At 64.8% G+C, this 20,738-nt stretch carries 22 protein-coding genes and 1 pseudogene; 6 read left to right on the top strand and 17 right to left on the bottom strand.

All coding sequences use genetic code 11. The features are described from left to right. Positions 1-65: 65 nt before the first annotated feature. A complete protein-coding gene (locus ACIBW7_RS31060) occupies positions 66-443 on the bottom strand; it encodes a hypothetical protein (RefSeq protein ID WP_397052519.1) in 378 nt (125 codons plus the stop codon). Between the two features lie 21 nt (positions 444-464). Further along, positions 465-1,040 carry a DUF3558 family protein gene (locus tag ACIBW7_RS31055; RefSeq protein ID WP_397052517.1) on the bottom strand — a complete coding sequence of 192 codons (576 nt, stop codon included), beginning with the start codon at positions 1,038-1,040 and terminating at the stop codon, positions 465-467. Between the two features lie 32 nt (positions 1,041-1,072). Between ACIBW7_RS31055 and ACIBW7_RS31050 the strand changes: the two genes are divergently transcribed. Beyond that, positions 1,073-1,201: a hypothetical protein gene (locus ACIBW7_RS31050; RefSeq protein ID WP_397052515.1), complete on the top strand. Its 129-nt coding sequence runs from the start codon at positions 1,073-1,075 to the stop codon at positions 1,199-1,201. Positions 1,202-1,334: 133 nt separating this feature from the next. Here the strand turns inward: ACIBW7_RS31050 and ACIBW7_RS31045 are convergent, their stop codons facing one another. Continuing rightward, positions 1,335-1,658 carry a hypothetical protein gene (locus ACIBW7_RS31045; protein ID WP_397052513.1) on the bottom strand — a complete coding sequence of 108 codons (324 nt, stop codon included), beginning with the start codon at positions 1,656-1,658 and terminating at the stop codon, positions 1,335-1,337. A 451-nt stretch (positions 1,659-2,109) separates the two neighbouring features. Between ACIBW7_RS31045 and ACIBW7_RS31040 the strand changes: the two genes are divergently transcribed. Beyond that, positions 2,110-2,979: a helix-turn-helix domain-containing protein gene (locus ACIBW7_RS31040; protein ID WP_397052511.1), complete on the top strand. Its 870-nt coding sequence runs from the start codon at positions 2,110-2,112 to the stop codon at positions 2,977-2,979. Further along, positions 2,976-3,182, top strand: coding sequence for a DUF397 domain-containing protein (locus ACIBW7_RS31035; RefSeq protein WP_397052508.1), 207 nt, complete (start codon positions 2,976-2,978; stop codon positions 3,180-3,182). Before ACIBW7_RS31040 ends, ACIBW7_RS31035 begins: the two co-directional genes overlap by 4 nt. A 168-nt stretch (positions 3,183-3,350) precedes the next feature. Here ACIBW7_RS31035 and ACIBW7_RS31030 read toward each other — a convergent pair whose 3' ends face one another. Then, positions 3,351-3,695 (bottom strand): hypothetical protein, encoded by a 345-nt coding sequence (locus ACIBW7_RS31030; protein ID WP_397052506.1) that lies wholly within the window; start codon positions 3,693-3,695, stop codon positions 3,351-3,353. Between the two features lie 272 nt (positions 3,696-3,967). Further along, positions 3,968-4,927 (bottom strand): GlxA family transcriptional regulator, encoded by a 960-nt coding sequence (locus ACIBW7_RS31025; protein ID WP_397052504.1) that lies wholly within the window; start codon positions 4,925-4,927, stop codon positions 3,968-3,970. A 129-nt stretch (positions 4,928-5,056) separates the two neighbouring features. On the opposite strand from ACIBW7_RS31025, the gene ACIBW7_RS31020 reads away from it, so the two are divergent. After that, positions 5,057-5,968 carry an NAD-dependent epimerase/dehydratase family protein gene (locus tag ACIBW7_RS31020; protein WP_397052502.1) on the top strand — a complete coding sequence of 304 codons (912 nt, stop codon included), beginning with the start codon at positions 5,057-5,059 and terminating at the stop codon, positions 5,966-5,968. A gap of 81 nt (positions 5,969-6,049) precedes the next feature. Here the strand turns inward: ACIBW7_RS31020 and ACIBW7_RS31015 are convergent, their stop codons facing one another. From ACIBW7_RS31015 to ACIBW7_RS30995, 5 genes are all read right to left on the bottom strand, one after another. Continuing rightward, positions 6,050-6,319 carry a Txe/YoeB family addiction module toxin gene (locus tag ACIBW7_RS31015; RefSeq protein WP_397052500.1) on the bottom strand — a complete coding sequence of 90 codons (270 nt, stop codon included), beginning with the start codon at positions 6,317-6,319 and terminating at the stop codon, positions 6,050-6,052. A gap of 4 nt (positions 6,320-6,323) precedes the next feature. Next, positions 6,324-6,587, bottom strand: coding sequence for a type II toxin-antitoxin system Phd/YefM family antitoxin (locus ACIBW7_RS31010; protein WP_397052498.1), 264 nt, complete (start codon positions 6,585-6,587; stop codon positions 6,324-6,326). A gap of 276 nt (positions 6,588-6,863) precedes the next feature. Next, positions 6,864-7,316 (bottom strand): VOC family protein, encoded by a 453-nt coding sequence (locus ACIBW7_RS31005; RefSeq protein ID WP_397052496.1) that lies wholly within the window; start codon positions 7,314-7,316, stop codon positions 6,864-6,866. A gap of 108 nt (positions 7,317-7,424) precedes the next feature. Then, a complete protein-coding gene (locus ACIBW7_RS31000; RefSeq protein WP_397052494.1) occupies positions 7,425-7,844 on the bottom strand; it encodes a pyridoxamine 5'-phosphate oxidase family protein in 420 nt (139 codons plus the stop codon). A gap of 66 nt (positions 7,845-7,910) precedes the next feature. Next, entirely contained in the window at positions 7,911-8,936 is a 1,026-nt protein-coding gene (locus tag ACIBW7_RS30995; RefSeq protein ID WP_397052492.1) for a hypothetical protein, read from the bottom strand. Positions 8,937-9,030: 94 nt separating this feature from the next. Between ACIBW7_RS30995 and ACIBW7_RS30990 the strand changes: the two genes are divergently transcribed. Then, the gene (locus ACIBW7_RS30990; protein ID WP_397052490.1) at positions 9,031-9,648 is read left to right on the top strand and encodes a TetR/AcrR family transcriptional regulator; all 618 of its coding nucleotides are present in this window, start codon (positions 9,031-9,033) and stop codon (positions 9,646-9,648) included. Here the strand turns inward: ACIBW7_RS30990 and ACIBW7_RS30985 are convergent, their stop codons facing one another. Then, positions 9,649-10,095, bottom strand: coding sequence for a cupin domain-containing protein (locus tag ACIBW7_RS30985; RefSeq protein ID WP_397052488.1), 447 nt, complete (start codon positions 10,093-10,095; stop codon positions 9,649-9,651). Positions 10,096-10,284: 189 nt separating this feature from the next. On the opposite strand from ACIBW7_RS30985, the gene ACIBW7_RS30980 reads away from it, so the two are divergent. Further along, entirely contained in the window at positions 10,285-11,985 is a 1,701-nt protein-coding gene (locus tag ACIBW7_RS30980) for a metallophosphoesterase (RefSeq protein ID WP_397052486.1), read from the top strand. A 4-nt stretch (positions 11,986-11,989) separates the two neighbouring features. Here ACIBW7_RS30980 and ACIBW7_RS30975 read toward each other — a convergent pair whose 3' ends face one another. The 6 genes and pseudogenes from ACIBW7_RS30975 to ACIBW7_RS30950 all read right to left on the bottom strand — a co-directional run bounded on the left by ACIBW7_RS30975 (position 11,990) and on the right by ACIBW7_RS30950 (position 20,505). After that, positions 11,990-12,328: a TfoX/Sxy family protein gene (locus ACIBW7_RS30975; protein WP_397052484.1), complete on the bottom strand. Its 339-nt coding sequence runs from the start codon at positions 12,326-12,328 to the stop codon at positions 11,990-11,992. A 47-nt stretch (positions 12,329-12,375) separates the two neighbouring features. After that, positions 12,376-13,350, bottom strand: coding sequence for an alpha/beta hydrolase (locus ACIBW7_RS30970; RefSeq protein ID WP_397052482.1), 975 nt, complete (start codon positions 13,348-13,350; stop codon positions 12,376-12,378). Positions 13,351-13,576: 226 nt separating this feature from the next. After that, positions 13,577-14,212: pseudogene (gene narI / locus ACIBW7_RS30965) on the bottom strand (respiratory nitrate reductase subunit gamma); the annotation flags it as partial. Positions 14,213-14,226: 14 nt separating this feature from the next. Further along, on the bottom strand, positions 14,227-14,907 hold the full coding sequence (gene narJ, locus ACIBW7_RS30960) for a nitrate reductase molybdenum cofactor assembly chaperone (protein ID WP_397052480.1): 681 nt from the start codon (positions 14,905-14,907) through the stop codon (positions 14,227-14,229). A gap of 25 nt (positions 14,908-14,932) precedes the next feature. Further along, positions 14,933-16,663, bottom strand: coding sequence for a nitrate reductase subunit beta (narH, locus tag ACIBW7_RS30955; RefSeq protein WP_397052478.1), 1,731 nt, complete (start codon positions 16,661-16,663; stop codon positions 14,933-14,935). Between the two features lie 62 nt (positions 16,664-16,725). Beyond that, a complete protein-coding gene (locus ACIBW7_RS30950) occupies positions 16,726-20,505 on the bottom strand; it encodes a nitrate reductase subunit alpha (RefSeq protein ID WP_397052476.1) in 3,780 nt (1,259 codons plus the stop codon). Positions 20,506-20,738 lie beyond the last annotated feature (233 nt).

Genomic DNA, 20,738 nt, shown 5'->3' with positions numbered 1-20,738 from the left:
TCGATCGGGTTAGGGCGCGTTCGCCGCCACTGGGACTGGTACTCGTCGGCTGGTTCCAGAGAATGTCACTGGATCTGAATACCAGCGATGCTCTGGGCGTTCTGCTGCTCCTGCTCACTGATCCGTTGGACCGACACTTTGATCGTGTCACGGATCAGCTTCACCACCTCGATATGCTCGGCGAGTGCGGAGTCGACATCCCCGTCACCGCCAATGGCTTTCTCGCCCAGCATTTTCGCCAGCTGGTCCGCGCATTCGAATTTGCCCAGCCCAGTGACATGGTTCATCTGGTGAAGCAGGTATCGGCAATCTTCGTAGATTCGGATCTGTTTCTCGCAGGCTGCGTAGCAGTCGTTTGCGACCGATGGATCGAGGGTCAGCCGACCCGCCTGTGCTTCATCCGCGAGATGGCGCCAGCGGGTGATTTCCTCATCCATCGACACGGCGGCCCCCTTATCGCTCGGTCACTGTGGCAACAATGGAACCACAATCTCGGCAACCGCGGTAGCGCGGTCACATGGTGCCACGGGGCTGCTTGCTTCCTGCTTCAACACAGTCACCGAGAATGAGCCCTGCCTGGCTGGAAACATGAGTACGCACTGGTCGCCGCGCTTGTCAGCCGCTGGCCGATACCGGACACCATCACGCCCCGCGACAGTGACTGGGACGAATTCGGTGTTGCCCTCTTTCCTTCGGTAGTCCTCCACTGTGTGGATGGTCGACCATATCGTCACATCGAAGGTCCGCTCGGGCTTGGTGTCGTGGCCGCCGCACAGCTTGAATCCGGGTTCTTGGGTGCCGCCGATATCGGATGTGAGCGTGGATGGGTCGACGCCGATCCTGCGCCATACATCCTGGGCGATCTGGCAGGGGTCCCACAGGGTAGCTGTCGCGGCCGTGATGTCGGTAGTGGGAGTCGTGCTCGCGGTGGGTGTGCCTTTGGTGGTCGACCCGCAGCCCCCGATCAAGAGAACCACCCCCGCCAAAACTGCGATGATCGTTGTTGCTCGCTGTCGCACCGGCACCCCTCCATTTGGCATCCACGGGCCGCATCACAGTGTAGGTCAGGCTGATGGCACCCGGAATGTTCGACAAGCGCAGACGCATATGGCACGGCGCTGGTCAGGTTGATATCGATTACGTCGGTTTCGTCCAGGTCGTCATACTCGATGAGCCAGCCGTCCGCACCTACGACACATAGTGAACCGTCCGCGAGTTGGCACAGCGTGGCGCTATTGGTGGGAGCCAGTTCGAGCTTGCGTCGCGTGTCTTCGTGGAAGGCGGTGAGTAGTGCCTTTACAGCGGGGGCGATTTCGTCTCTGTGGGGCTCGATCTCATTCATCTGCGTTGTGCCCCAACGGTTTCGGGCGGCCTGCCGCGCATAGCAGCACGGTCCAATAGTCGTTGCGCAGCACGTCCCAGAGGTCGTCGTGCGCGGGCAGCAACTCGCGCGCATCGGCCAGATCCGGATTTACGTCGAACAGGATGGTTCCGGGCTGCGCATCCGGAAGCGGCGTGCGCGACGGAAGCCGATGTGCGGTGAACGACTCGCGAGGGAACTGCACCCGCAGTACACGTGCCGAACTATGGATCAGCTGCCACACCGCAATCTTGTCGCCGTCGCGAGTTCGGGCGGTTCGCAACATATTTCGCCGCATCACCTCACCTCTCCACCGGCACGCCCGATGCCAAGGGAATCGACACCCCGGCACCGGGACGACTCGATGGGCGCGATCTGCTCTGCCCACTCTTGAATCGCGTTCGCGAACAACTCGACAACATCGGCCGACGCACCGACGTAGCTGGTGGGTGGACCGATGAACGGATCTCGTTGGGGAAGCTCATGGTTCGGCATCTGCGGTCCTCCCGTACCTCGATGGCTATAGTTGTGTGTCTGAGCCTCGGCAAGTCCCTGAATGTTTTCGGGTGGAAGCGGACTGTTCGAGGAGAGTTGGCGCCGTGCCGGGCGCATATCTAGAAGACCACCGAGCAGGCCGCTCGGAGCTGCCGATCTGCAATTTCGCGGGAAGCTCCGCAAAAAGCCTGCGTGGATTACAGATATTCGCAAGTGCTGCTTCAAATTGAAACGTCACAGAAGGGGAGACGGGCATGGATGAAACGAGCGAACCGCAGTCTTTGCCGAAGCGTCAACTCGGCCAGTACCTTCGAGAGGCCCGCGAGGAGCAGGGCATGAGCCTTGCCAAGGCGGCCGAGCACATCAACCGCTCGGCCCCGACTCTGCTGCGAATCGAGAAGGGGATCACGAAAAAGCTTCAGCCGCTGGAGATCGAGGCGCTCTGCAAGTTGTACGAGTTCGACGAGGTAAAGACTGAGGCAATGAAAGGGCTTGCTATGCAAGCTGATTCCAAGAACTGGTGGCATGACTACGAGGGCGCGGTCCGGGCCAGCTTCTTAACATACTTTGGGCTGGAGGCCGCTGCCCAAGAGATCGCTACGTACCAACCCGACCTGATCCCTGGCCTGTTGCAGACACCTGACTATGCCCGTGCGCTCATGCGGAGCGCGTTTCCGCTCGAGGCGGCCGAGGAGATCGAGCGTCGCGTCCAGCCGAAGCTGCGACGGCAGCGCCTCATTACGCGCAAGGTTAACGCGATTACATTCCGGGTCATCATTCATGAAGGCGCGATTCGCCGCGTCGTAGGTAGTGGCAAGGTGATGGATCCCCAACTGCGTCACGTCGCGGATATGAGTACCCGGCCCAACATCACAGTCCGAGTACTTCCCTTCACAGCGGGCATCCCGCTCGGCGATTCTGTCGGGTCCTTTGTCGTCTTGCGGTTTGGTGAGGAGGCACGCACTGTGGTGTACGCCGAGACGTACGCTGGGGATTTGTACATGGAGAAGTCCGCCAGCCTGCGGCGGTACGCTGGGGCGTACGAGGCGATGGAGCGAGCCGCGCTGGATGAGGTCAGCAGCAGGAGCCTGCTTCGGCGGACAGCGAAGGAGCATTTGAGGTGAGCATCCATCTATCCGGTGCCAGGTGGTTCAAGAGCAGCCGCAGTGGGGCGCATGCTGAATGCGTCGAGGTTGCGTTCCTCGATGGCGGCATGGTTGGTGTCCGCGATTCCAAGAACCCGACCGGTCCGGCGCTCGTATTCACCCCGGGCGAATGGTCGGCCTTCACCGCGGGCGTGAACGATGGTGAGTTCGAGTGCCCCTGACCCTCGAGAGTGAGACCATGCAGGGTCTCGAAAGTCGTGGCCAAATCTCGGAATGATTGGCCACGGCTTGGCCGGTTGGCCACGATTGTGCGATTCCTGCCCCTCCGCTGGCCCGGTTGATAAATGATCTTCGCCAGTTGTGTTCGGGGGCAAAAGGGTTCGGGTTGGTCAGTGCGAATCGTCCAGGTGGACACGCACCGTGACCCGCCCGCGCTCGTCACGATGTGCGAGTGCGTGACCACGCCGGTCGCCGCCCTCGAGGTGTAGCGTGATCGGGCCGCCTTCATCGGTGAAGTTGCGCCACCAACTCTTTCGATCCGGGAGTGCAACTCCGATGACGATCGAATCGCCGGAACGGCGGTAGTTCACGGGCGTGCTGAAGGTTTTGCCGGAACGGCGGCCCACGTAACTGATCTCGACGAAGCTCTTGCGCATGAGCGCCCCAACCAAGGGTGCATTCGTCAAGGTCAGCGTCACCGAGTTGAAGCCGTTCACGAACGTTTTCGCATTCACCGAATGCCTCCTGGTACAGCCTGGATAGCGGGTCGAGTTCACTTTACCGACCGTCCATGACGCCGGCACTCGGCGGCGGTTGGTGTATCAAGGCGGGACCGCATCGGCCGGATTCGGCTGAGCCCCAGCGCTGTTCAGCGGCATTCCGGGCTGGCAATCTGCCGGGCAACTGCGATCGCACACAGATGGCCGGTAGTGAGTCAGGACACCGGGTTCGCTCTGTCGTGCCCTAGCTGACTGTCATTCAGGTATAGCCGCCGCCTCGGGTTCGCTCATGCCGATCGGCGCGGGGTGCGGGTGAAGGAGGTGCGGTAGGCGCTCGGGGGTAAGCCGACGTGGCGGATCATGTGCTGGCGCAGGGATTCCGCGGAGCCGATGCCGCTGTGGCGGGCGACCTGGTCCATGGGCAGGGTGGTGGATTCGAGGAGTTCGCGGGCGCGCTGAATGCGTTGGTGCAGTAGCCATTTCTGCGGGCTGAGGCCGGTTTCCTCGTGGAAGCGGCGGGTGAGGGTGCGCACGCTGGTGCGGGCGTGGGTGGCCAGATCGTCCAGGGATAGGGGAGTGTCGAGTCGTTCCAGGGCCCAGGTGCGGGTGGCCGAGAGGGTGAGGCCGTTCTCCGGCGGCAGGGGCGAGTCGACGAATTGCGCTTGGCCGCCGGGGCGTACCGGTGTCACCACAGCGGCGCGGGCCGCGGCATTGGCGACCGTCGCACCGTAGTCGGTGCGAATCAGGTGCAGGCACAGGTCGATTCCGGCGGCGGCACCGGCGGCGGTGGTCACCGGTCCGTCCTCGATGAACAGTGCGTCGGCGCGCACGGTCACATCGGGAAACATCGCGGCGAGTTCGTCGGCCAGACCCCAGTGCGTGGTCGCGGTGCGGCCGGATAACAGCCCGGCCTGGGCCAATACGAATGCGCCACTGCAGATCGACGTGACCCGTTTGCCTTGATCGACGGCCCGGCGCAGTGCCGCGATGGTGGCCGCGTCGGCGGTCCCTCGACTGCCGGTGCTCGGCACGATGACGGTATCCGCCTCGTCGAGCGCATCCAGTCCGCGCGGCACCACGACATCGAAGCCGCCCAGTGCGCCGGGAACAACGCCGGGTTCGGCGGTGCACACCAACATCCGGTAACACGGCTCACCGTCCACCGCCACCGAGCCGAGCATGGTTCCGGGCATGGCGAGTTCGAAGGGCTTCACCGGCGCGACGGCGACAACGGCCACGGTCTTCATGGCTGGATCCTTGGGATAGATGGCTGACTGGCCACTAGTCTAGCGGTCCCGCACCGGGCAATGTTGACGGCACGCGATCGGCAAATTATCTCGGTTGCGTGAATCATCTTGTCTCAGAAGGGAAGTCGCATGCCTTCGCATGTCATCATCGGCCGGGGCGCCACCGCCTCGGCAACCGCGGTCCGGTTGGCCGAATCCGGCGGCCAGGTGCGGATGATCAGCCGCAGTGGGACCGGCCCGCAGCATCCCGATATCGAGCTGATCGCAACCGATGCCGTGGACGCGACCACGCTCACCGATCTCGTAAAGGGCGCGGATACCGTATTCAATACCGCGATGCCCGCCTATCACACCTGGCCGGAGGCGGTACCGCCACTGTTCGGAGCCATACTGTCGGCCACGGAGCACTCCGGTGCGAACTACGTGATGCTCGGCAATCTGTACGGCTACGGCCCGGTGGACGGTGTGGTCACCGACGACACACCGCTGGCTGCTACCGGCCCCAAGGGGCGGGTGCGCGCGCAGATGTGGCTCGATGCCAAGGCGGCGCACGATGCGGGCCGGGTGCGGGTCACCGAGGTCAGGGCGGGCCAATTCCTCGGCCGCGGTGCGGTTTCGCTGTTCTCGCTGCTGGTGCAGCCGAAAGTGGTTGCGGGCCAACTCGCTCTGGTCCCGCAGGATCTGGATCTGCCACACTCCTACACCGCGATCGGTGACGCGGCCGCCGCACTCGTCGCGGTCGCGCGCAACGAAAACGCTTGGGGGCGTGCCTGGCTCGCTCCGACCATCACCAGCACCCTGCGTGCGGCCGCCGAGCGCTTCGCCGCAACAGCGGATGCCCCGGCGCCGCGGCTCGAGGTGATGACCGACCGCGAGCTGACCCTGCTCGGCCACACCGACCCGTTCTGGGGCGAATTGTTCGAGACCTACCACATGTCGCATCGCGAGTTCACCGTCGACGACACCACCACCCGGGAGACCTTCGGACTCACCGCGAGCAACCTCGACGATGTCTTCGCGGAGGTGGTTTCGGCATCCTGATCGGGCCTGACGACGGCGGTCGGCGGCGACATTTCGGAGTGCGTCGAATGACGCGGGCTTCGAAGCCTTGTTGTTCAGCCGTCAGTCTTCGTAGTGTGAACCGACTTGTACCACAACGATTTCGGTGTCTGTCACGTAGTAGATCAACCGATGCTCTTGGGTAATTCGCCGTGACCAGTGCCCAGCAAGGTGGTGGCGTAGCGGCTCGGGTTTGCCGATCCCCTCGAACGGGTCGCGGAGTGTGGCGTCGATGATTTTATTCGCGCTTTTCAGCACGGCCCGGTTGGTGGTCATCCAGTCCGTGTGGGACTCCCAGCCTTGAGTGGTGAACGTGAGTTTCCGGTCGGCCATAGGCTCAGTCCTGGCCGGGGTCGATGAGCGCGTGCGCCTCTGTGCGTCCCGCGCGGGCATCCTCGGCGGATTGGAGTAGCTTCACGCCGCCATGGGTGCGCAGAACGTATAGCGTTTCCATCAGCGAGTTGTAATCGCTTTCGGCTATGAGTACGGCGTTCTCGCCGCTCTTGGATACGACGGTCACAGTATCGTGGTCGTCGTTGACCTGCTGTACCAGTCCGAACAGGTTCTGGCGCACGGTCGATATGGGTAGCGCTTTGGTCATCTCTCGCACCTCACACGGTAGTCGTACGACTTATTGTACGTGCGCCCGCGCGTCTCCTGTAAGGGCGTGATGTTCCGGGTGCGTGAGTGGGATGGGCGGCGGCGCGGACCGGGCGAGTCCGTCGCGGTAACCTTGCCCCGCTCACTCGAATCCGTGCGGCTGTCGCCCGAATCGGATCTCGCCGACCATTGAGTGCGCAGGCGCTGCACATCCACCCCTTGTCGTAGCCGGGCACCCTGTGTGTGGGTGCCCGGCTATCAGACGGCGTGCCCGGTCTCAGGCGTTGTCGTACGCGTCCTGCAGAACCTTGATATCGAGCTTGGACATGGACTGCAGCGCCGCGGCGGCGGCGCCGGTCTTGGTGGGGTTCGCACCGTCCATGAGGGTGAGCAGGGTCGCGGGGACGACCTGCCAGGACAGGCCGTAGCGGTCGGTGAGCCAGCCGCACGGCCCGGGCTCACCGCCATCGATCAGGGCGTCCCACAGGCGATCGACCTCGGCCTGGGTATCCACGATCACCTGGATCGATGCGGCATCTGTGAACGGATGCCCGGGACCGCCGTTCATCAGGGTGTACGGGTGACCGTCGAGTTCGATCGAGACGATGAACGCCGAGCCATCGGGGTGGCGATTGACATCCACGATGCGAGAGTTGGGGATCAGCGCGGTGTAGCGGGCGGCGGCTTCCTCGGCGTCGTTGTCGAACCAGAGGAAAGTGTTGACCGACATGGTGGGCTCCTTGGGTTGGTTATGACCTGCTGTCACCCTTCGGTCGGAGCTGCCCCGACGTCTTCGACGTATCTCCGCGAAATTTTCTGAAGAAATTTTTCGTGCAGGTCAGACGCTCGCGACGGCGATGAAGCGGTCTGGCGTGATCGTGATCAGCATCCGCGCACGCTCCACCTCGCCCAGCACCGGCCCGCTGCCGTACTTCTCCCAGATGCGCTGAGTCCACACACCATCCGCATCGATGGTCAGTTCGGCATCTCCGATCACCCGCACCTGCCGATTCGGCCGCTGCCCGCCGTCCCGTGAACCCACCACCTCCCGGTCGATCACCAACCCGACCCGCGGATTCGCCAGAATCCGCCGCAAATGCGGCCGCCCCGCCCAACTGGTCAGCCGGAATGCCTGCTGATCCCACAGAAACCATATCGGCGTGACATGCGGATATCCGGCCGCGTCGATGGTGGCCAGGTGCGCGACGATATCGCTGGCCAGCAACCCGGCAATCTCGGCTCGACGTAACGCCCGCATCCAGATCCCCTTGATTCGAACTTATGTTCGAGTCTACCTTGCGGTTGGGAGTACGGGCCATCTGGTTCAGTGCTCTCGGTAGTAGTCGGCGAGGGTATGGAACGCGGCCTTCGGTTCCCATGGCAGGTCCGGATAGGTGTCGCCCGGGCGGTTTTCGAAGACTTTGACGATGCCGTAACTGGCCAGGTCCAGGTCGGCGCGTGGGTCGCCATCGGGGCGGTGCGGGTGGTCGTGCAGGGCGAGGGTGAAGACGAAGGTGCTGTCCACGCCCATGGCGTCGAAGATCTCCAGTAGCGCGCGGAGGTAAGCGGCTTGGCCCGCCTCGTCGCGGCGGTAGCCGCCGTTCACGCGCAGTGGCGTGCCGGTGTCCGGATCGTGTTCGACGATCTCCAGGCCGAGTGCTCCGCGATCGCCCGCGCCGTGGAAGGTGGCCGCGCCGAACTCTGTGATCGCGAGCGGCTTGCCCTGGGCGACAAGGGTTTCGACGCCATCGGCGAACCGGTCGGCGATCTCGGCGGACCGATACAGATCCACCGAGGCGATATCGAAGGGCGCCCAGTCGACGCGCTCGAGCGGAACCGCGGCATAGGTGATCTTGCCGCCGAAATGTTCCCGGACCGCCGCGACGGCCTTGTCCAGGAATTCATTGACCCGCGCGCTGACCTCCCCGATCTGCTCGCGCAGCCGATCCGGTCGCAGCAGTAGCTCGAGGCGCTCGTCGATATTGCTGCCGGGCAGGAATCCATGGTTCATCAGGCTCAGCTCGGCACCGGCCACGAAGACGACCTCGGCCCCATGCTGTCGCAGGCGTTCCGTGCGCTCGGCACAGTCGGCGAGCAGTGCGAGCACCTCGTCGGGGTCGAGCTCCAGCGGATAGGGCGAGAACCAGACCTCCAGGCCGAGTTCGGCGGCGTAGGTCGCGGCGAGCTCGATCCGATCCGGATCGCCGCCCATCACGCGTATTGCGTTGCAGTGCAGGTCATCTCGGATGATGCGGAGCTCCCGCTCGACCTCGGCCGCGTCGAACGACTGCCGGGACAGCCCGCCTATGCCGAGGAAGCCGGTGCTGTAACTGATGCCTTTTGCGCGCATGGGTGTGTCCTTTCGTCGAAGTCCAATTAAGGTACTGACCGTACCTTAAGGATCAAAGTTTCGGCAGTCACGCTCAGATCAGAAGGTACGATGAGTGCCCATTACGGAAAGGGCGGCCGTGGCACAACCCGGGCAAACGCGGCGGCGCGGCACAGCGCTCGAGGAGGCGATTCTGCGCGCCGCAGCAGAGGAACTGACCGAATCCGGATACGCCGGACTGACCATGGACAAGGTCGCGGCCCGCGCGGGCACCAACAAAAACGCCATCTACCGCCGCTGGCCGAATCGACTGGCGCTCGGCATCGCCGCCTACCGGCAGCTGACCACCGCCGTTCAGCCCCCCGATACCGGGAACCTGCGCGAGGACGTACTCGAGATGCTGCGCCGCGCCAACCGCCACTGGAGTTCACCCCTCGGCGCGGTCATGCGCGACTTATTGGCGGCGGCCGGTGGCGCGGCGGAACTGCTCGCGCAGCTACCCGAGCACTCCACGGACTCCGGTGCCGCCACCTGGCTGACCATTCTCGGCCGCGCGGTCGCCCGCGGCGAGGCCGCACCGGAGGCCCTGCATCCACGGGTCGCCACGGTGGCAATCGTCTTGTTGCGCAACGAATTCGTACTGCGCGGGGTCCCCACCGCACCCGATGATGTGCTCATCGAAATCGTCGACGAGGTGTACCTGCCGCTGGTGCGGCAGCGGACGCCGGGCTGACTAGGCGCAGTCGGGGGCGTCGGCGTCTTCGAAGAGCGGCTTACCGGTGGGCGGCGCGTAGACGACGTCGAGGACGAGCGGGTCGGGGCCGAGATTGCGGCCGATGTGCACGTTCCAGGCGCCCTCGGGTTCGTAGATGAAATCGCCGGTGTGCAAGACCGGGGCCACGCAGTCGGGGCCCGGATGGGTGAGGGTGCCCGAGCGGACGAAGCCGAAGACCGGACCGTAGTGATAGTGCCAGCCGGTGGAACCGCCTGGGGCGATGGTGATTTCGCGGACGACGAGGTCGGTGCCCGCGACGAACGGCAGCAGGCCCGCGGGGATCTGCGCCTGGGCGAGAGTGACCGCGGTGATATCGGTTCCGGGCGTCGCATGCGCGGTCGCGGCACCGAATACCGAACCGCCCAGGACAACCGCGGCGGCCACCGCACGCGTAAATGGCGTCATCGCCGCAGCCTAGTCCCGAAGACGTCGTCGAAAAAGGGGCGAGATCGCCACTGTCGCTGGGGCATTCGTGCGTTTTGGGCGAATTGCGTAGCTATCGTGTCGCGCGGGCCCGAGAGTTCATGAATTGTTCGTGTGTGGGAAGCGGCGTCGAGTTGCGTGATGCGCCGGGGCCGTAGAGCATCGGATGCCGTGCCGTCGAATCCGATGAACCCCGCTGGCGATCTTCCGGATACCGGAATTCCCGCTGCCAACGCCGCCCAGATGACCATGGACGAGCAGCATGAGTGGCATCGGAACTACCTACGTCGGCACCCGGTCTCGCGGCGCAATGTGCTGCGCGGTACCGCAGCGGCCGCCGCGGTCGCGGCTGTCGGAACCTCACCGTTCGGCAGGCGCGCCTACGCCGAGGACCTGCAGCTCGCGGTCGGTGGTCGACGTGTCGGATACGGGCCGGATGCGACGAGTCAGCTCCGGTTCGCCGGTCAGCTCTCCCGGCCGCCGGCCGGTACCAAAGTCTTTCTGGACCACGGCCCGACGCCCGCGCTCGGCGGCAGCATCGAGGCCGAGGTGCGCAATCTGCTGACCCAGGTCCCCTCCGCCGACGGCGGCGTCCTCGCGGCCGAACAGTTCTACGTGCACGCCCCGGTCGACGGCCTACCCGGGCGTGTGCCGCACTTCTATCGCTGGCGCACCTCCGACGGCTTCACCGGCGATATCCGTGCCGCCGCTCCCGCGATGCCGAGTGCGCGTAGCGCAATCCTGCCGTTCCGGTTCACCATGATGGGCGATCAGGGCACCGACGAGACTCCGGCGCTGCCGCAGGGCACAGTGCCCGGCGACTACGACGATAAGTACTACAAAGCCGATAACGATCCGAACGCGCCGCACGCGAGCAATGTGCTGCGCCAAATCGCCGCCGCCAAACCGGATTTCCACATTCTCGCCGGTGATATCGCCTATGCCGACCCGTCCGGCGGGGGCAAGCCGAACGAATTCGTCGCCAACGGCGCGAAGCTCGAATCCGGGTTCGACAAGTACAACCCCTACGTCTGGGATGTCTACTTCGGGGCCATCGAACGCAGTGCCGCCGAGACGCCGTGGATGTTCGCCACCGGCAACCACGATATGGAAGCGACCTACGGCCAGCGCGGCTACGGCGGACATCTGGCGCGGTTGGACTTCCCCGGCAACGGCCCCGCGGGCTGCCCGTCGGCGTATTCGTTCACCTACGGCAATGTCGCGGTGCTCTCGCTCGACGCCAATGACGTCAGCTATGAGATCAAGGCCAATACCGGGTATTCCGGTGGGGCGCAGACGAGTTGGGTGGAGCGCACCCTCGCCGCCTACCGCGCGGATCCGAATATCGACTTCCTGGTCTGCTTCTTCCACCACTGCGCGTACTCGACCACCGACGCCCATGCCAGCGACGGCGGCGTGCGCGATGCGTGGGCCGGATTGTTCGACCGGTATCAAGTGGATCTGGTGCTGCAGGGCCACAATCATGTCTACGAACGCACGGATCCGATCCGCGCCGGCGCCGCGACCAGGATCGCCGCGGACAATTCGATCGTCTACCCGGATACGGACGGCACGGTCTACTACACCGTCGGCGGGGGTGGCCGGCCGCGCTACGACTTCCAACCCGGTTCGCAGGAAACGTTCCGGGGCCACGAATTACCGGACACCGCGGTCCCGAACAGCTATGTCTGGACTGCATCCGGCGGCAAGCAGGACGAGGCGGCCCCCTGGTCGCGGGTGCGGTTCCGCAACTACTCGTTCCTGCGCGTCGATGTCCGCCCCGGCATTTTCGCCAGCGAAATGGATGTGGTCGCGGTGGACGAATACGGTCGGGAATTCGACAAACTCACCTTCCGCCGCCTGGTCCACTGAACCGCTATTTCTCCTTCGGCGGCAGCGAACGCGCATAGCTGACGCCGCGGTCGATCCATTCATCGAGCGCTTCGTCATCGGCGACGGCCGCGCCGTCGACCCGCAGCCAGTTGTTCATTTCGCGACCGCCCATCACCATCGCGCCGACGTATTCGCGGGCGAGCAGGGTGGTGCTCTCCGCCGGGTCGACGCGGACGAGCAGACCGCCCGTCCGGCTCGCTGCTACCGCCATGTTGCCGTTGATCAGAAAGGCGAGACCGCCGAACATCTTCTTCTCGCTCACCTCGGGTGTCGGGTCGATCAGCTCCCGGATCCGATCGGCGAGCACTTTGTCATAGGCCATACCGCATTGTCGTCCAGGGCACCGACAAGTTCGTGAGGAATCGTCGGCTATGCGCCCAGCGCGGCAGCGAACAGCGGCCAGGACTGGTGGACGTCGTCCTGCCAGTACGACCAAGCGTGCGTGCCCGCCGGACGCAGATTCACGGTGGCGGGTATGCCTGCCTCGGCAAGCCGGTCCACGAAGGGGCCGGTGCAGCCATCGATGACGGTCTCCATGACACCGCCGACCAGCATGCGGTCGAGCAGCCGGACCGGATTGCCCTCGATGCCGACATCGCCGAGGGTCTCGTGGACGCCCGGTGCGCCATTGCCCGACGAGACGTAGAGCGCCAAGCCGCGCAGCCGGTCGACGTGCAGCATCGGATCGTGTTCGGCCCAGGCCGGATTGTCCGGGGTACCCCACATGTTGCCCGCATTCGCGCCGAAGACCGCGAGCTGGGAGTGCAGATAGGCGATGGCGGCGGGGTCACTGGTGCGCGGGCAGCCGCTGTATGCGCCCACCGCCTGATAGAGGCCGGGTGCGCCGATGGCCAGATTCAGTGCCGAGGTCGCCGACATCGACAGGCCCGCAACGGCATTGCGCCCGGTCATAGCGAAACGCGAACCCAGCAGCGGCGGCAGCTCCTGGGTCAGGAACGTCGTCCACTTGTTGCGGCCCAGGACCGGATCGTCGTTGAGCCAATCGGTGTAGTAACTCGCGCGCCCACTCATCGGCACGATCACATTGACGTTCTTATCCGCGAAGAAATCCGCGACGTCCGTGCGGCGCGTCCACGGTCCGCCGTCCTCGCCGCCGTCGATCGCATTGAGCAGATAGAGCGCGGGCGCACCTGTACCGGGATGCGACATCCACAGTGTGATGGGCCGATTCATCGCCGCCGAATGGACCACGACCTCGAACTGTCGCCCGCCCAGCGGCCGGACCTCGAGGATCTGGGAGCCGGGATCGGCTCCGGCGGTTACCGGAATGGTCGCGGCGCAGACCGCGAGGAGGAAAACCAGGCATCGCACCAGCCGGTACATGGGTCGAATACCTATCACGGCCGTCGGCGCGTCCTCGGGATTCGACGGGCGTGTTTGCTGGGAAAAGACACAGCCCCGCCCTTCCGATCAGGGAGGACGGGACTGCGGGGCATCGGGTGAGAGGACCCGAACTCGGGGGTCAGCGCCAGGTTTCGGGCGTGACGGGGGCATCCCAGGCACGCGCGTAGCGGCGCTTGTCCGGGGCGTTGGATTCCTTTGCGCGGTACACGATGTACGGCCGGGTCAGGTAGCCGACGGGCGCGCTGAACATGTGGACCAGGCGGGTGTAGGGCCAGATGGCGATGAGGGTCAGCACGACGAGACCATGCAGCTGGAAGGTCCACGGGGTGCCGACCATCAGCTCGGGCTCCGGATGGACCGTGAAAAGGCTACGGAACCACGGGGATACGGTCTCGCGATAGTTGTAGGTACCCCACAGCAGATTGCTGCCCCAGGTATTGAGCAGACCGGTGATCAGCGCGGCCGCCAACAGCACATACATGAGCTGGTCATTGCGCGTGGTGGCCTTGCGGACGGCGGGAACGGTGATGCGGCGGTAGAGCAGGATGCCGACGCCGAGGATGACCGCGAGTCCGGCGACCGAACCCGCCGCGACCGCGACCACGTGGTAGGTGTGCTCGGAGATGCCGACGGCGTCGGTCCAGGATTCCGGGATCAGCACGCCGAGCACGTGCCCACCGATGACGCCGAGCATGCCGAAGTGGAACAGCGGGCTGCCCAGCCGCAGCAGACGGCTCTCGTAGATCTGGGAAGACCGTGTGGTCCAACCGAATTGGTCGTTGCGGTAGCGCCACAGGTGGCCGAGTACGAACGAGGTGAAGGCCACGTAGGGCAGCGTCATCCAGAAGGCGGTGGTCATCGGCGGGCTTCCGATCCGTCGAACAGCGATGGGTCCATGGCGAAGGGGTCGAGACCGACCTCTTCCTCGGGCGGGCCCTGGGCGGCGAGTTCGGCGATGCGACGCCGGTCCGCAGTGGTCAGCGGCGGCAGGGTGGCGACAACGGCTGCCAGCACTCCGGCGTACGGGGATCCGTTGTCTACCAGGGAAAGTCGCAGGAGCTCGATCACCGGAACGTGTTCGCCCAGCAGACGTTCACCGCCGATCGGGTCGACGGTCGCGGCGAATTCCAGCAGCACCGGCAGGTGGTCGGGCAACTCCTCGTCACCGAGTTCGACACCGGCGTGCCGGTAGGCGTGCTTGAACCGCAACAGTGCCATACCGCGTTTGCGGGTGTCGCCGTAGGCGTAGAACGTCAGGTGCATGCTGGAACGGCGGCGCAGATCGAAGGTTTCGACGTACTGCTGGGCCAGCGTGATCGGCGGGGTGGCGCGCAGATGGTGAATGAATTCCAGCAGCGGCGCGCCTACCACGTCCGGCAATTGCGTTGCGGCATCATCGATCTGGTCGACGGTCGCCAACATCTGCTCGCTCGGATAATCGAGCAGGAGTGCGGCGATCCGCCACAGCAGGCGGCAATCGCGCTCGGACAGCTGAGCGACAGGCTCGGGCCTGCGGCGCACTTTCAGCAGTGCCATGATGCGCCTCCGGGTGTCAGCGGATTCATTTGGTCGCTCCGGTCGGCGTCGGCGTGACGGAACCGTTGGTGGAGCCGTCAGTGGGCAGTGCCGAACCATTTGTGGCCGCACCGTTTTTCGCGGAACCGTTGGTCTCGTTCGCACCGTGCCCATTGCCATTGCGTGCGGTGGGCAGCAGTCCGTCGGTGTTGCGGCCATCCCAGTTCAGCAGATTGATCCGATTCGACTTCTCCTCCGGCGCAGCGCCATTGGCGTCGGTCAGATGGAACTTCTCCACCATCGTGTCGAATGCCGTCATACCCGGCCCGCCGTCGGTGTCCAGGCTGCAGCCGGTCGCCAGCGAATCCAGTTCGTGTGCCTGCGTAGTCGCGCCGTGCGGAATCACGTACCGGTGTTCGTATTTCGCGATGGCCAGCAGCCGGTACATCGCCTCGATCTCCTCCGGCGCCAACCGCACCGAGGGTGCGATCGACGGATCCGGCTCCATACCGAGATTCACCGAGCGCATGAACGACCGCATGGCCGCCAGCCGCTGCAGCGACGCGCGCACCGGCCCGATCTCACCGGCGGTGAACAGCTCGGCCAGGTACTCGACCGGAATGCGCAGTGCGTCGATGGCGCCGAACAGATTCGACGCGTCCTCCGCATCGTGGCCGGTCTCGGAGAGCACATCCACCACCGGCGACAGCGGCGGCACGTACCAAACCATCGGCATGGTGCGGTATTCCGGATGCAGCGGCAGCGCGATCTGGTAATCGACGATCAGTTTGTAGACCGGCGAATTCTGCGCGGCCTCGATCCACTCCGGCGAGATCCCGGCCCGTTCGGCCTCCGCGATCACCCGCGGATCATGCGGATTGAGGAACACCCCGAGCTGTGCGGGATACAGATCCTTGGTTTCGGTGACCGAGGCCGCCGCCGCCACGGCATCCGCGTCGTACAGCATGACGCCGATGTAGCGCAGCCGCCCGACGCAGGTCTCCGAACAGACCGTCGGAATACCGACTTCCACGCGCGGGTAGCAGAACGTGCATTTCTCCGCCTTGCCCGTCTTGTGGTTGAAGTAGATCTTCTTGTACGGGCAGCCGCTGACGCACTGTCGCCAGCCACGGCATTTGTCCTGGTCGACGAGCACAATGCCGTCCTCGGACCGCTTGTAGATCGCACCCGACGGGCACGAGGCCACACACGACGGATTGAGGCAGTGCTCGCAGATTCGCGGCAGGTAGAACATGAAGGTCTGTTCGAACTCCAGCTTCACCTGATCCGACAGCTTGGCCAGCAGCGGGTCCTTGCCGACCTGCTCCGGTCCGGAGCCCAGGTCGTCATCCCAGTTGGCGCCCCAGGTGATCTTCGTATCCTGGCCGGTGATCAGCGATTTCGGCCGCGCGACCGGACTGGTATCCATGGCGGGCGCGGACAGCAGGTTGTCGTAGTCGTAGCTCCACGGCTCGTAGTAGTCGGAGACCGTGGGCAGATCCGGATTGGCGAAGATATTGAGCAGCCGCTTCAGTCGCGAACCTGATTTGAGGGTCAGCTTGCCGCGCTTGTTGAGCGTCCAGCCGCCCTTCCACTTCTCCTGGTCCTGGTACTGCCGTGGATAACCCTGTCCGGGACGAGTTTCCACATTGTTGAACCACATGTACTCGGTGCCGCCGCGGTTGGTCCACGCCTGCTTGCAGGTGACGCTGCAGGTGTGACAGCCGATGCACTTGTCCAGGTTCATCACCATGGCCATCTGTGCCATGACACGCATGTCAGTACTCCACTTCCTGCGAGCGTCCATCGAGCGGAGCGTCGTGACCTCGTCGGACCATGTCAGTACTCCACTTCTTGGTTGCGCCGACGAATGGTCGTGACCTCGTCGCGCTGATTTCCGGTGGGCCCGTGGTAGTTCAGCGCGAAGGATTGCTGCGCATAGCCGCCGATGAGGTGCGATGGCTTGATCATGATGCGGGTCAGCGCGTTGTGAATACCGCCGCGCTTACCCTTGCCGGGCTGCTTATCCGGTGCGCCCCAATCGAATCCGCCCGGCGCACCCTCGATACGCGGCACATCCACCGCTCGGTCCTGGGCGTGGTACATGAACACCGTGCCCTCGGGCATCCGGTGGCTGACGATGGCTCGCGCGACGACCACACCGTTGCGGTTGACCGCCTCGATCCAATCATTGTCCGACACACCGATTTTCGCGGCGTCGCGATCCGACATCCAGATCGACTGCCCGCCGCGCGAGAGCGTCAGCATGTGCAGGTTGTCCTGGTACGCCGAATGGATGGACCACTTGGAATGCGGGGTCAGGTACCGAACGGTGACGCCGTTGTCACCGACGGACCCCACCCCTGGCTCACTGAACAGCGCGCTCATATCGAGCGGCGGCCGGAATACCGGCAACTGCTCGCCGAGTTCGGCCATCCAGTCGTGATCGAGGTAGAAGTGCTGGCGCCCGGTCAGGGTGTGCCATGGCTTGAGTCGTTCGGTATTGATGGTGAACGGGGAGTACCGCCGTCCGCCGGTCTCGCTGCCCGACCACTCCGGCGAGGTGATCACCGGCACCGGTCGAGATTGAGTGTCCGCGAAGGTGATTCGCTTGCCCTCGTGCTCGGCGGCGAGATCGGCCAGCTCGGTGCCGGTGCGCCGCTCCAGCGCTCGGAAACCCTCGACCGCGAGCCTGCCGTTGGTGGTGCCGGACAGCGCGAGGATCGCCTCGGCCGCGTGGGTGTCCTTGGCCAGCGACGGACGCCCCTGGGCCACACCGGAAACCACGGTGCCGTTCACCCCGGCGAGGTAGGCCACCTCTTCGTCCGGATGCGTGGTGACGCCTTTGGTGGTGACGCCGAGCGTATCGATCAGCGGTCCGAGCGCGGCCATCTTCTCCGCGAGCTTCGGGTAGTCCCGCTCGACCACGACCAGCTTCGGCATGGTCTTACCCGGAATCGGTTCGCACTCACCGGCTTTCCAGTCCAGTACGCGGCCACCGGCCTGCGCCAGCGCATCCGGCGAGTCGTGCTGCAGCGGTAGCGCGACGATATCTTTGCGCTTGCCCAGATGCTTTTCGGCCATCCAGGAGAATCCACGCGCGATCCGATGGAACGCCTCGAAGTCCGTCTTGGCCTCCCACGGCGGGGAGATGGCGGGGGAGAAGGCGTGCACGAACGGGTGCATATCGGTGGAGGACAGATCGTGCTTCTCGTACCAGGTGGCGGCGGGCAGCACGATATCGGAGAACAGCGTGGTGCTCGTCATCCGGAAGTCCAGCGACAGCAGCAGATCCAGCTTTCCGCTCGGCGCTTCCTCGCGCCAGACCAACTCCTGCGGCCGTACACCTGCGGCGTCGGTGGTCTGCAGATTGGAATCAGCGCCCAGCAGGTGCTTGTGGAAGTACTCGTTGCCCTTGCCGGAGGAGCCGAGCAGATTCGCCCGCCACACGGTCAGGCAGCGCGGAAAGTTCTCCGGCGCATCGGGATCTTCGCAGGCGAAGCGCAGGTCGCCGGATTTCAGCCCGTCCACTACATGTTCGGGCGCGGTCTTGCCGGCGGCTTCGGCCTCGTCCACCAGATCCAGCGGATTGCGGTCGAACGTCGGATAACTCGGCATCCAGCCGAGGCGACTGGCCAGCGCGATATTGTCCGCGGCGGTGCGGCCCGCGAATTTCCCGGTGCCCAGCGGGGAAGCGAAGGACTGGGCGGTGAACGGGTCGTAGCGCCACTGGTCATTGCTGAGGTACCAGAACACCGTGCCCTGCATCTGACGCGGCGGTCGCTGCCAGTCCAGGCCGAAAGCCAGGGTGGACCAACCGGTGACCGGACGGCACTTCTCCTGGCCGACGTAATGCGCCCAGCCGCCGCCGTTCACGCCCTGACAGCCGGTGAGCAGAGTCAGCGTGAAGAAGGAACGGTAGATCTGGTCGGAGTGGAACCAGTGATTGGTGCCCGCGCCCATCAGGATCATCGAGCGGCCGCCGGATTTATCGGCGTTATTGGCGAATTCGCGGGCGATCCGCTGCGCTTGTGCGGCGGGTACGCCGGTAATGGCTTCCTGCCAGGCCGGGGTGTAGGGCTCCGCGGCATCGTCGTAGCCGGTCGGCCACATGCCGGGCAGCCCGTCACGGCCCACGCCGTACTGCGCGAGCAGCAGGTCGAATACCGTGGTGACCCGCTTGCCCGCGACGGTTATCGTCGGAACGCCGCGCACCAGCACGCCCGCGGTATCGGTATCGAAGCGCGGCAGCTGCACCGCGACCGGGTGCTGGTCGGCGCGATCGTGCAGGGTCAGCAGCGGATCGACGCCCTCGAGATCCAGATTCCACTTGCCCGCATCACCCGCGGTGAAGCGATGGCCGAGCGAACCGTTGGGCACCACCGGATTGCCCTCGGCATCGAGCAGCACCATTTTGTGCTCGGCGGTCTCGTCGGTGTGGCCGAGATCGGCGGCGGTGAGGAATTTGCCGGGCAGCGCACCGTCGTGGTGGTAGTTGCCATTGGCGTCCCAGCCCTGCGGATCGTCGAGGCACACCAGGAACGGCAGGTCGGTGTAGCGCTTGACGTAGTCGAGGAACCGCGGCGTGCTGCGCTCGACGAAGAATTCCTGGAGGATCACATGTCCCATCGACATGGCAAGGGCCGCATCGGTTCCCGGTCGCGCGGGCACCCATTCATCGGCGAACTTGGTGTTGTCCGCATAGTCGGGGGAGACCACGACGACCTTCTGACCGCGGTAGCGCGCCTCGGTCATGTAGTGCGCGTCCGGGGTCCGGGTCACCGGGACATTCGAACCCCACATGATGAGGTAGCCCGCATCGAACCAGTCGGCCGATTCCGGCACATCGGTCTGATCGCCGAACACCTGCGGGGAGGCCACCGGCAGGTCGGCGTACCAGTCGTAGAACGACAGCATCGAGCCGCCGAGCATCGAAATGAACCGTGCGCCGACGGCATGGCTGACCATCGACATCGCCGGAATGGGGGAGAATCCGGCCACCCGGTCGGGCCCGTACTTCTTGATCGTGTGCACGTGCGCGGCGGCGGCGATTTCGGCGGCCTCCCACCATTCCGCGCGGACGAATCCGCCCTTGCCGCGAGAAGACTTGTAGCGCTTGGCCTTTTCCGGATCCTCGGCAATGGATTCCCAGGCCAGCACCGGATCCTTGAGCCGCTCCTTCGCCTCGCGGTACAGCTCGAGCAGTACGCCGCGCACATACGGATAGCGCACGCGCGCGGGGGAGTAGGTGTACCAGGAGAAGGACGCGCCGCGCGGGCAGCCGCGTGGTTCGTATTCGGGCTTGTCCGCGCCGACCGACGGGTAGTCCGTCTGCTGCGACTCCCAGGTGATCACGCCGTCCTTGACGTAGATCTTCCAGGAGCAGGACCCGGTGCAGTTGACCCCGTGCGTGGAGCGCACCACCTTGTCGTGCGACCAGCGGTCCCGATAGAACTCGTCGGCACTGCGCCCGCCCACCTGATGCAGGCTGCGCTGATCCGCCGAGACCTCGCCCCGGTGGAAATATTTGCCGAGACGCAGCAGTGCCTCACTTGCGTCGGTAGATTGCCGATCGGCCGAATCGGAGGACGCGGAAGCCTGAGTGCGCGAATTAACCACGACGCCCCCTTCGAGCTGTGAAACCGGGCTGTTGCACCGACTGTAAGGAGGCCACGACGCACGTCCAAACGAATCTCTCACAGCCCGCACGCCGCGATCGTGAGGTGTGAGGCCGACGCAACGTGGCGGTCACCGCGCGATTGCCGCGAAATGCCGTAGACATCGATGTGACCAGGGCTGATCCGCTCTGACCGGCCGAAATGCGGCTCGCGGATGGTGTTTCGGGGACCAGC

It is taken from the genome of Nocardia sp. NPDC049526 (assembly GCF_044465765.1).
Lineage (GTDB): Bacteria > Actinomycetota > Actinomycetes > Mycobacteriales > Mycobacteriaceae > Nocardia.
This window is presented reverse-complemented; position numbering and strand designations above follow the sequence as displayed.